The 10,666-nt window shown below is 54.6% G+C and carries 14 protein-coding genes; 11 read left to right on the forward strand and 3 right to left on the reverse strand.

The genetic code is table 11. The annotated features are described in order from the left end of the window. Positions 1–44: 44 nt before the first annotated feature. Complete coding sequence (locus H5U36_06190) at positions 45–1,040, reverse strand: PstS family phosphate ABC transporter substrate-binding protein (GenBank protein MBC7217726.1); 996 nt, start codon at positions 1,038–1,040, stop codon at positions 45–47. A gap of 158 nt (positions 1,041–1,198) precedes the next feature. Here H5U36_06190 and H5U36_06195 point away from each other — a divergent pair, with 158 nt between their 5' ends. The 7 genes from H5U36_06195 to H5U36_06225 all read left to right on the forward strand — a co-directional run bounded on the left by H5U36_06195 (position 1,199) and on the right by H5U36_06225 (position 6,518). Continuing rightward, the gene (locus H5U36_06195) at positions 1,199–1,720 is read left to right on the forward strand and encodes a transcriptional repressor (protein ID MBC7217727.1); all 522 of its coding nucleotides are present in this window, start codon (positions 1,199–1,201) and stop codon (positions 1,718–1,720) included. Continuing rightward, the gene (locus H5U36_06200) at positions 1,629–2,291 is read left to right on the forward strand and encodes a peroxiredoxin (protein ID MBC7217728.1); all 663 of its coding nucleotides are present in this window, start codon (positions 1,629–1,631) and stop codon (positions 2,289–2,291) included. The genes H5U36_06195 and H5U36_06200 overlap by 92 nt, the downstream gene beginning before the upstream one ends. Before the next feature lie 234 nt (positions 2,292–2,525). Next, complete coding sequence (locus H5U36_06205; GenBank protein MBC7217729.1) at positions 2,526–3,545, forward strand: A/G-specific adenine glycosylase; 1,020 nt, start codon at positions 2,526–2,528, stop codon at positions 3,543–3,545. Positions 3,546–3,589: 44 nt separating this feature from the next. Continuing rightward, the gene (locus tag H5U36_06210) at positions 3,590–3,937 is read left to right on the forward strand and encodes a cytoplasmic protein (GenBank protein ID MBC7217730.1); all 348 of its coding nucleotides are present in this window, start codon (positions 3,590–3,592) and stop codon (positions 3,935–3,937) included. A 16-nt stretch (positions 3,938–3,953) separates the two neighbouring features. Continuing rightward, the gene (locus tag H5U36_06215; GenBank protein ID MBC7217731.1) at positions 3,954–4,598 is read left to right on the forward strand and encodes an ABC transporter permease; all 645 of its coding nucleotides are present in this window, start codon (positions 3,954–3,956) and stop codon (positions 4,596–4,598) included. Between the two features lie 24 nt (positions 4,599–4,622). Next, positions 4,623–5,534 (forward strand): glycine/betaine ABC transporter substrate-binding protein, encoded by a 912-nt coding sequence (locus H5U36_06220; protein MBC7217732.1) that lies wholly within the window; start codon positions 4,623–4,625, stop codon positions 5,532–5,534. After that, positions 5,535–6,518 carry an ABC transporter ATP-binding protein gene (locus tag H5U36_06225; GenBank protein ID MBC7217733.1) on the forward strand — a complete coding sequence of 328 codons (984 nt, stop codon included), beginning with the start codon at positions 5,535–5,537 and terminating at the stop codon, positions 6,516–6,518. Here H5U36_06225 and H5U36_06230 read toward each other — a convergent pair. Further along, positions 6,505–7,743: a 2,4-dienoyl-CoA reductase gene (locus tag H5U36_06230; GenBank protein ID MBC7217734.1), complete on the reverse strand. Its 1,239-nt coding sequence runs from the start codon at positions 7,741–7,743 to the stop codon at positions 6,505–6,507. The two genes, H5U36_06225 and H5U36_06230, sit on opposite strands and share 14 nt — an antisense overlap. A gap of 81 nt (positions 7,744–7,824) precedes the next feature. After that, positions 7,825–8,712, reverse strand: coding sequence for a PAS domain-containing protein (locus H5U36_06235; protein MBC7217735.1), 888 nt, complete (start codon positions 8,710–8,712; stop codon positions 7,825–7,827). On the opposite strand from H5U36_06235, the gene H5U36_06240 reads away from it, so the two are divergent. The 4 genes from H5U36_06240 to H5U36_06255 form a co-directional block, all read left to right on the forward strand. After that, positions 8,699–9,169 carry a flavodoxin family protein gene (locus H5U36_06240; GenBank protein MBC7217736.1) on the forward strand — a complete coding sequence of 157 codons (471 nt, stop codon included), beginning with the start codon at positions 8,699–8,701 and terminating at the stop codon, positions 9,167–9,169. The two genes, H5U36_06235 and H5U36_06240, sit on opposite strands and share 14 nt — an antisense overlap. Then, on the forward strand, positions 9,162–9,863 hold the full coding sequence (locus H5U36_06245; GenBank protein MBC7217737.1) for an L-ribulose-5-phosphate 4-epimerase: 702 nt from the start codon (positions 9,162–9,164) through the stop codon (positions 9,861–9,863). The genes H5U36_06240 and H5U36_06245 overlap by 8 nt, the downstream gene beginning before the upstream one ends. Further along, a complete protein-coding gene (locus H5U36_06250; protein ID MBC7217738.1) occupies positions 9,860–10,081 on the forward strand; it encodes a DUF2007 domain-containing protein in 222 nt (73 codons plus the stop codon). The genes H5U36_06245 and H5U36_06250 overlap by 4 nt, the downstream gene beginning before the upstream one ends. A gap of 67 nt (positions 10,082–10,148) precedes the next feature. Continuing rightward, a partial coding sequence (locus tag H5U36_06255; GenBank protein ID MBC7217739.1) for a sugar ABC transporter permease occupies positions 10,149–10,666 on the forward strand: 518 nt, incomplete at its 3' end.

Consider the following 10,666-nt stretch of genomic DNA (forward strand, 5'->3'; position numbering starts at 1 on the left):
AACCTCCCAAAATGAGCCGTCCCCCATGGGGGACGGCTCAGGATTCACTCTTGCGACTCCTTTTCAAGGATTTCTTCGATGGATACCCCTACCGTTGCGCCATGCCCTCCAAAGACTGAACCGGTGACGCGCTTTTTGAAGCGCTCGAGGGCAAGTTCATAGGCTGCTCTCTCAGGGAGAGGCACGTACCCGACTTCTTGGACGAGCTCCGCGGCGTTCTCGAGATAGAAGGTGACGAATTTCTCCACTTCCTCGCGCTCGGCGCTCTTCGCGCTCACGTAGATGAAGAGGGGACGGCTCAGGGGCTGGTAGGTACCGTTCATCACATTCTCTGCGGTTGGTGGTACAGGATTGCTCTCGCCAGCCTTTATCGGGACGGCCCTGAGCACATCCTGGTTTTCAAGGTAGTACGCAAGGCCGAAGTACCCGAGGGCGTAGCGGTCTTGGCTCACTCCCTGGACAAGGAAGTTGTCGTCTTCACTTGCCACGTAGTCGCCCCGGCTCTTTCCTGCTTCACCGATGATGGCCTCGGTGAAGTACTCAAAGGTTCCCGAGTCCACTCCGGGACCAAAAAGGGTGATAGGTTTATCAGGCCATCCAGGGCGAATGTCGCTAAAGCGAAGGGCTTTCCCCTGGGCTTCGGGCTCCCAGATTTTCTTGAGTTCTTCAACCGTGAGGTAGTCAACCCAGTCGTTCTCCCGGTTCACCACCACGGCAATGGCATCGAAGGCCACAGGGAGTTCGATGAAGTCAATGCCGTTTGCCTGGCAGGCCTCGATTTCCGAGGCCTTGATGGGACGAGAAGCGTCGTTGATGTCCGTTTCTCCACGGACGAAACGCTTGAATCCTCCGCCGGTTCCCGATATGCCCACCGTCACTTTGATGTCCGGGTTGGCGTTCTGGAACTCTTCGGCCACGGCTTCGGTTATGGGGTACACAGTGCTTGAGCCATCGACTTGCACGATTTTTTCTGCAGCAAGAGCAATCAGGGAGAGGGCAAGAACGCTCACGACCCCAAGGACGGCACCAATTTTCCGCAAGATCCTCACTCCTTTCAATGTGTTCTACCCCCATTATGAGGCGCGGGGAGGGGTTCAGGGCAAAGACGGGATTAAAGTTGCGTTAAGGAATTTTAACAGAGCACTCTTGACTTTTTCTTCTTTTAGAATTATTCTAAAATTGAAAAAGATTTAAGGAGGTGAGGCCAGTCACTCGATTCGGTGAACTCAAGGAGTTCCTGAAGTCACGAGGTGTTCGTCCTTCGTACATCCGTCTCAGGGTTTTGGAGTATCTCCTTCAAAGCAGGAAGCATCCAAGTGCCGAGGAAATATACGAGGAACTCCAAAGAGAAATACCCACTCTTTCCCGGGCTTCGGTGTACAACGCCCTTGCGGCTCTTCTTGAGGCTCGGGTCATTCGGGTCCTAACCATAGAGAGGAACGAGGCAAGGTACGACGCCGTTCTTTCGGAGCACGGGCATTTCCAGTGTGATGTGTGTGGGAAGGTGTACGATTTCACCTTCACCTTTGAGTCTCTGAAGTACGAGGGACTTGAAGGCTTCCTCGTAGAGAGCAAAGACCTGTACTTTAGGGGAATATGTCCTGAATGCAAGAAAGGAGGAGTAAATCATGGAGAATCTCGGAAGAATGCCTCTTCTTGGAGAGCGATTCCCTTCAATGGAGGTCAAGACAACCCACGGGATGAAGAAGCTTCCCGATGACTACGCAGGGAAGTGGTTTGTCCTCTTCAGTCATCCGGGAGATTTCACCCCGGTGTGCACCACGGAGTTTGTGGCCTTTGCGAAGAAAGCGGAGGCTTTCCGGGCCCTCAACGCAGAGCTCATTGGACTCTCTGTGGACCAGGTTTTCGCCCATATCAAGTGGACAGAGTGGATTCGGGAAAAACTCGGTGTCCCCATCCCCTTCCCGGTCATTGCCGATGAGCTCGGGCGGGTTGCCCAGACGCTCGGGATGATTCATCCGGGAAAGGGTACGAATACCGTACGGGCCGTGTTCATCGTGGACGATAAGGGGATTTTACGGCTCGTCATGTACTATCCTCAGGAAGTGGGCCGAAGCGTTGATGAAATTCTCCGTGCCCTGAAGGCCCTCCAGGTCTCGGATGCCCACAAGGTGGCGCTCCCTGAGAACTGGCCGAACAACGAACTCCTCGGGGATAAGGTCATCGTTCCCCCTGCGGGGACGGAAGAACTTGCCAAGGCGCGCCTTGAGGCGGCAAAGCGCGGGGAACTCGAATGCTTCGACTGGTGGTTCTGCTACAGGAAACTGTGAAATGAAGCGGGGTGCCTTTTCAGGGCACCCCGTGTGGATTCTCGACGAAATTCCCAACTATTCGAGAGCTCGTGCCGGAAGGCGTGGTATAATGCCTCCAGGATGAAAGGGTACATCCTGAGGCGGCTCATTCCATTCGTAAAAACGTGAAAGGTTTTGTGCTCCATCCCCTTGACCGGAAGTACTTCCAGAGCGTGTGGCTTGAGTAGAGTTCCCGGGGAGCCCTCCCCTACCTTGGAGAGGGCTCCTCTTGAGAGCTTTGTTTCCACTCTCCTTGCGTGGTTTGGGGATAACGCCCGGAATTTCCCCTGGAGGCGAGAGTACACTCCCTATCGGGTTTGGGTTGCAGAGGTCATGCTTTCCCAAACCCAGGCTCCTCGGGTGGTTCCCTACTACGAGCGTTTCCTGGCCCGCTTTCCGGACGTATTCAGCCTTGCCTCTGCTTCAGAGGAGGAGGTTTTCCTTTTCTGGGAGGGCCTTGGGTATTACCGGAGGGCTCGCGACTTGCACCGCACGGCACGAATCCTCTCGGAACAATTCGCTGGAAAGTTCCCGCGGGACTACCGAACCCTCCGCAGCCTTCCCGGTATCGGGCCGTACATTGCCTCGGCTCTCCTTGCCATCGGGTACAACGAGCCAGTTCTTGCCCTTGAGGCAAACGGCAGGCGGGTGCTCTCCCGGTTCTTTGGCCTTCCGGGGAAACGCATCTCTCAGGAAGTAGCAGCGGCCCTGAGCTCCTCTATCCCCCAGGGAGAGCCTCGTTCCTTCAACCAGGCGCTCATGGACTTTGGAGCAACAGTGTGCACACCGAGATGCCCGAAGTGCCCGTCCTGTCCCCTCAGGGAGCCCTGTGTGTCGAAGGGGCAGGAAATTTCCTTGGAATCTCCAAAGAGAAGAGTCCTCAAGCATCTTGCCATCGCCCTTTGTCAGGTTGAAGGAATGGTACTCCTTGAAAAGAGCGCGGATAGCCTCTTTTCCGGTCTCTTCGTCCTCCCCTCTAAAGAAGGCGATGGGGACCCCAGAGATTGGGTGGCAGGCCTTGGAGAGCGTTACGGCTTTGTGCCCCTGACTCTTGAGTTTTCCGGAGGTTTCGAGCACGCGTACACCCGCTATCGAATCAAGGCGGAGGTTTTCTCGGTAACCGGGAAGGGAAGGGTAAAAGCTGGGACCTGGGTCTCACTTAAAGAACTCGCACGGTACCCTCTCCCTTCCCTCTTTCGGAAAGCCCTCCGGGTGTGTTTCCCCGAGGAATAACTCCTCCGGGATTTGGTTTTCTCCTGGCAAAAAGGAGTGGAAGCGTGGAAAAGGTTGTGCTCTTCGTTTTTCGGGATGAGGAAATGTGTTTCGTTCATGTGCTCCTTTACGCTCTCGATTACGCTGCTTCGGGAAAAACTTTTGGCATTGTCTTCGAAGGGAGAGCTACACGCCTTGTGCCGCTTCTTGCCGGAAAAGACCATCCGCTCCATGAGCTCTACGAGAAGGTGAAGGTTCAGGGTGGCATTGCCGGGGCCTGTCGGGCCTGCTCGGCCAAGATGGGAGTCCTTGAGGACGTCATGCGAGAAGGTATCCCGGTCCTTGACGAGCTGAACGGTCATCCGAGCGTTCGTCGGTTTCTGGAGGCAGGGTACACAATCCTTCTCATGTAGGTAGAGGTGGGAATAGGTGGCTTTTCTCTCTCAGGTTTTCTGGCTTGCGGTGGAACGAAAGGCTCTTGTTCTTGCGAGTCTTCAAGAGCACATTGCCATATCCCTTCTTGCCTGCTCTCTCATTGCACTCTGTGGCATTCCTCTTGGCATTCTCATTGCCCGTTTTCGAGCTATTGCGCCATGGGTTATAGGTGTAACCGGTGTTCTCTACACCATTCCTGCGCTCGCCCTTTTCGGGTTCATGATTCCCTTTCTTGGCATTGGAGTTAGACCAACGCTTTTTGCCCTCTTCATATACGGACTTTTGCCCCTTGTTCGGAATACCTATGTGGGCATTACCGCCGTGGACCCGGCTATTGTGGAGGCAGCAAGGGGTATGGGGAGCACGGAGTGGCAGCTTTTGTGGCGTGTACAGTTTCCCCTGGCGCTCTCGATTATCGTTGCGGGGCTGCGAACGGTAGCAGTTATGACCATCTCGGTGGCTACGATTGCTGCCTTTATCGGTGCAGGGGGTCTTGGAGTACTCATCTTTCGGGGAATCACGTCCTACTACACGGAGCTTGTGGTCCTTGGGAGTCTCCTTGTTGCAGCTCTCGCGGTGGGAGTTGATGGAGTCCTTGGTTTTGTGGAGCGAAAGCTCCTTCGAAGAGTACAAATGTAGGAGGGATAAACCTTGAGAAGACTCATGTTTCTCGGATTTCTTGGCATTGTCCTCGTAGGCAGCGTGGTCTTTGGCCAGGGGTGGTGTATCCGCAGCGAGGCAACAGCCGAGGAGGCTTCGGGAGTAGTCGTGATGAGCAACAAACCCTTTACGGAGTCGTACATTCTTGCTGAAATCATCGTTCAGCTCCTCGAGCACCATACGGACCTTCGTGTAGAGCGGCGCATCATCGAGGGGGGAACGACTTCCATTCTCCATCCTGCCCTGGTGAATGGGGAAATCGACCTCTATCCGGAGTATACCGGAACGGCTTGGCAGGAAGTCCTGAGAAAAGAGAATATCATCCGTGATCCCCTTGAGCTCTACGAAGCGGTGAAGAAGGAGTACCGGGAACGCTTTGGATTGGTCTGGCTTCCCCTTTTCGGTTTCAACAATACCTTTACACTTGCGGTCCGAAGGGAATCCGCAGAAAAGGACAATCTTACAACCTTTTCGGACCTTGCCAGGGTTTCGGAGAAGTACGTCTTTGGGGCAGAACCAGATTTCTTCGAAAGAAAGGACGGGTATGAGAATCTTGTGGCCACCTACGGGTTCCGCTTCCGGGGGGTGAAGCAGATGGCCATTGCCCTGAAGTATCCGGCAATTCTCTCCCGAGAGGTGGATGTCATTAATGCCTTTTCGACCGATGGGCTTTTGCGGAAATTCGATCTCGTCATCCTGCAGGATGACAAGAACTTCTTCCCTTCGTACTTCTGTGCCCCTGTCGTTCGGGGAGAAATCGTAGAGCGTTACCCTGAAGTTGCCGAGGTTCTGGGGCGCCTTGCAGGGCGCATCACCGATGAGGAAATGACCGAGATGAACTATCTTGTCGATGAGGAACGTCGTGATCCAAAGGACGTGGCTCGAGACTTCTTGGAGAGGGAAGGTTTGATCTGATTGGGTACCCCTATCGTTGCCTTTGAGGAGGTAGTGAAGCTCTACCCTGGTGGTGTGCAGGCGCTCAAAGGGGTTTCCTTTTCAGTCAACGAAGGAGATTTCCTGTGTCTCATTGGTCCCTCAGGATGCGGCAAGACAACCCTTTTGAAGCTTGTGAACCGTCTTCTCGAACCCACGTCCGGAAGGATTTGGGTGTACGGGAGGGATGCAAGGGATTGGGACCCTGTAGTGCTCCGTCGACGCATTGGTTACGTCATCCAGCAGATTGGTCTTTTCCCCCACCTCACCGTGGAGGAGAACATCACCTACGTTCTGAGCATCATGGGTGTTCCTAAGGGGGTACGGCGCAAGAGGGCCGAGGAACTCCTCCACATTGTCAACCTCGATCCCTCGTACCTCTTCCGTTTCCCAAGAGAACTCAGTGGCGGGGAACGTCAACGGGTGGGGGTTGCGCGAGCACTGGCAGCAGATCCAGAACTCATCCTTATGGATGAGCCCTTCGGAGCCCTTGACCAGATCACCCGGGAACAGCTCCAGAATGAATTCTTGGAGCTCCACGGAAAACTCAAGAAAACGGTAATCTTTGTAACCCACGATCTCCAAGAAGCAATGAGGTTGGCTACCACGATTGGGGTCATGCGGGAGGGCAAAATGGTGCAAATAGGGGCACCTTATGAGCTCCTTTTCTCACCGCAGGATCCCTTTGTTGAGGATTTCTTGGGAAGGGGAGGGCTCTTCCAGATTCTCCGCATGGTGAAAATTCAGGATGTTCCTCTCCTTGGGCTTCACGAGAAAGAGAATCAAGGAGTACCGCAAATCACGGTGTCCCTTTCGACCTCCCTTGGAGATGCACTACGAAAAATGCTCCTCGGGGGCGAACGTTTCGTTGCGGTCACTGAAGACGGCACAGATCGCTTAGTCGGCGTGCTCTCTTTCGAGGACCTGTGCCGTCTTCTGCACCGTTACTGTACTACGTATGCTTGAATTTCAGGACACCGTACTTCTCCCGGGTCTTGCGGAGAATCTCGGCGTACTCCCTGTTGTAAACGACACACCCTGTGGGTTGCTGGCGAATGAGAAGCTCCATGCAGGCATCGCAAAGGGTGCACCAGTGGACTTCTTTGTCCTTACCCTCTTTGAGCTTCTTCGGCAGGAGGGGATCGGCAAGGGACTGACGGCCTATGGCAATCATGTCCACCACGCCATCGGCAATGTTTTTGTTCCCCCAGTAGAGGAGCGAGCTCTTCTCCCTCTCTACGCCGAGGAAATTATTGTTTCCGTCTCGGAAAATGGAATAGGCTGAGCCCATGGTGACGACTTGAGGTGCAAGGACCTTGCGCGCTTCTTTCTGGAAGTAATGGTGGAGGTAAGCGTAGTCGGGGATTCTTTTGTCCGGGTGAGCTAAGGCAATGGTGAGGGAAGGGTTGCCGGCCGAAACGAGGATGAAATTTGCTCCCCGTTCTTTGAGCCCTTTCAGGAGATCCAGGGGCTCAGAGAGGTCCATGATGGCGGTGTCTGGACCTGCACATCCTTGCCCTCCGGGGATTCCCTCCCACATGGTGACTTTGGAACCGAGGAGGAATTTGGAATCCGGTATTACTTTCCGGATTCGCTCGTAGATTTCAAAAGCAAATCGGCGTCGGTTCTCCCACGGTCCTCCGTACTTTGAGAGGCGATCGTTGTACGGGCGAAGGATCTGGGTTCCGAGGTACCCATGGCAGAGCTTCACGTCCACACCATCTGCCCCTGCGTCGTAGGCGATTTTTGCTCCCTGAACGAACTGGTCGATTATGGCCTCTATGTCCTCATCGCTCAGGAGGTCTCCGCCAAGACCAGGAAGGGGTTTCACGCATACCCTTCGGGAGAACTCGGGATTGCTCAATTCTCCGGCGTGGGTGAGTTGAAAGATGAAAAGAGGCCTGGGGTTTATGCTTTTCATTTCGGCAACGAATTTTTCAAGGGGCTTGGCATTGTGGGGCATGATGCTCAGCTGGTTGAGGCGTGCCCGACTCTCGTAACTCACCGTGATGGCTTCGAGGAATATAACCCCGGCATCTCCCTCGAAGAGCCTGGCGTACCGCCTGTACGTTCGCGGAGAGGGGTTACCGGCCTCATCGGAATCACAGCATTCCATGGCGTTAATGACGAAACGGTTCTCCGCCCTTTTCCCTCCGATGACGATTGAGGTAAAGAGAAGGTTTTCGCTCACGGTGTTCCCTCCCCTTTTGTTTTTCCTGAGGATAGAAAAAGCGCACGAAAAGGGGAACACCAGAAAATTTCTAAGGAATTCCTAAGGGGTTTTCCGGCAATCCTGGGGAGGGAAAAGGAAGCGAACATCAAGACCTTGGAGCTTCTTACGGAGGTTTCCTCGATGAAAGTCTACGGCTTTCTTTGAAATGGACAGGACCTCGGCGATTTCTTTGCTCGTTAAGCCTTGCGCAAGGAGTTGGGCCACTTCCCATTCCCGAGGGGTGAGAGAAGGAAAGTCTATGGAATTCCGTCCTTCAAGGAGGTGGGCAATGGCGTCTCTGAGGATGCCGAGGAGAATTTTCTGGAAGTCATTGGGGAGAGAAGAGGAGAGCATCGCAAAGAGCGGTTCCACATGGGTTGCAAAGAGCTGCCGACTCTTCCTGTGCCGTTCCCTTTCCTGGGCAAGAAGGGTGGCAAGGAGCTCAACTTCTTTCTCCAGGAATTGCACCCGGGTCTGAAGGTGGTTCACCTCTTCTTCAAGATGTTTCCTCTCGGTGATGTCTTCCACGTACTCGATGAAGCCGATGACTCTTTCCCCTTCGCAGAGAGGGAAGACGGTGAGCTTCTGCCATCCCTGAATTTCCCCTTTCGGGCCGTGATAGGGGACGATTCCTGTTGTGGCGCGTTTTGATTTCAGGGCAAGGCGTGCAGGGCAATGGGAGCAGGGGCGATTCCGTCCATGGTAAACCTTGAAGCACTTGATTCCCGGGCGAAACGCCTGGTGGGCATACCAGGTACGCATGGTGGCGTTCATCTCCACCACGCGAAAGGAGGTATCGAGGATGCTCACTCCGTCAGGAGCGCCGTTCCAGACCGCACTGAGCAAGTGCAGGATTTCCACGAAAGGGTTCCCCTCCTCCGGATTTTTTCTTACAATACTGGAAAAGGAAAGGGAAAGCAAGAAGGGGTGAAGCGTGCGCAGCCTCATTGTTGTGGTATCGGTGCACCACGGGAATACCCGAAAAGTCGCCTCTGTGCTTTCTGAGGTCCTTGGGGGTGTGGTGAAGGAGCCGGAGGAGGTTTCTCTTGAAGAGCTCTCTTCCTGCGACCTTGTGGGTTTTGGCTCGGGAATCTACTTTGGGAAGTTCCATCGGCGTCTTTTTGACTTTGTGAGGAACCTGCCACCTTCTCGAGGGAAAAAGGCGTTTGTTTTCTCTACGAGCGGTTTGGGGAGGGAATCGTACAATCGCCCTCTTGAGGAACTCCTTACCCGGCGGGGATTTGTGGTCCTCGGGAGCTTCGCCTGTCGGGGTTTTGATACCTTTGGCCCCTTGAAGCTCTTTGGAGGTATCAATCGGGGAAGGCCAGGAAAAGAGGACCTTGAGAACGCCGTACGCTTTGCGCGGGAGATTCAGACGTACTTGGGGAGGGATAAGGATGCTTGAGGAGCTCAAAAGAGAGGTTTGGGAGGCGAATCTTGAGCTTTTCCGTCAGGGGCTTGTGATCCTCACCTGGGGGAACGTGAGCGGTATCCACAGGGAGAAGGGCCTTGTGGTCATCAAACCAAGTGGTGTTCCATACGATGCCCTTTCTTGGGAACACATGGTGGTTGTGGACCTTGAGAACGGAAAGGTTGTGGAGGGAGAGCTTCGCCCCTCTTCTGATACACCGACGCATCTTGAACTCTACCGGCATTTCGAGCGTATCGGTGGCGTCGCTCACACCCACTCGTCCTGGGCCTGTGTCTGGGCTCAGGCTCAGCGGGATATCCCTTGTCTTGGTACGACGCAGGCGGATACCTTCTACGGACCGATTCCCTGTACCCGTCTTCTGACCCGGGAGGAAATCGAAGAGGACTACGAAAGGGCAACAGGGCTTGTCATTGTCGAGCGCTTTCAGGGTCTCGATTACGAGGCTATTCCGGGAGTTCTCGTGGCCGGACACGGACCCTTTACCTGGGGAAAAGACCCCATGGAGGCAGTGCACACGAGCATTATCCTTGAGGAGGTGGCCAAAACGACGTACTTCTCGCTCCTTCTCTCTCCTCACCTTTCTGAAATCCCTCAGGCTCTCCGCGACAAGCACTACCTTCGCAAGCACGGGCCCCAGGCCTACTACGGGCAGGAGAGAAAGCCATGAGGTACCGAACGGTCAAGGTTGCGGCCCATCGTGTGGAGGCAGAACTCATTCGTGGCTACCTCGAAGCGGGGGGTATTCGAGTCCTCTTGAAGCCGTCGGCCAGTCCCTATGGGGGCGAGGCGTACTTTGGGGATACGGGACCCGTGGAGGTTCAGGTCCCTGAGGAGAGTTTCGCGAGGGCACGGGGAATTCTTGCCGGGCTTGAAAAAGGCCTGTAGGGATTTCTTTTCGCAGGTTTTTTGATATAATATGAATATGCTGTCGTTTCCCGAGGGAGGGGATACGTTGGCTGAACGTGTCGATATCCTTGCGCGACGGCGACATCGGGAGGAGCTGCGGTTCCGCCTGCTCCTTTTTGTTCCCACCATTGTCTTCCTCGTCCTCATGGTCATCTTCCCCCTTGTGTACTCGGTGAACATCAGTTTCTACGATTACGTTCGGGGTCGGGAGCCACGCTTTGTCGGGGTGGGGAACTACGCCCAACTCTTCCGGAGCGAGCAGTTCTGGCTCGTCACCTGGGTGACGCTGCGCATCACCTTGACGTGTCTTGCCATCGAGATGGGGCTTGGGCTTCTCCTTGGTTTTGCCCTGAGCCAGAGGATTCCGGGGATGGGTTTCTTCCGCCTTTTGATTTTCCTTCCCATGATGCTTGCCCCCCTTGTGGCCGGTCTCTTCTGGAGGTTGCTCCTTGATCAGACTTTTGGTCTTGTGAACTTTTTCCTCGAGAGGCTTGGGTTCAAAGCCGTGGAATGGTTGACCGACCCTCGCTTTGCCATCTGGGGCATCATCATTACCGATGTATG

This window comes from Candidatus Caldatribacterium sp., from assembly GCA_014359405.1.
Taxonomy (GTDB): domain Bacteria; phylum Atribacterota; class Atribacteria; order Atribacterales; family Caldatribacteriaceae; genus Caldatribacterium; species Caldatribacterium oleiphilum.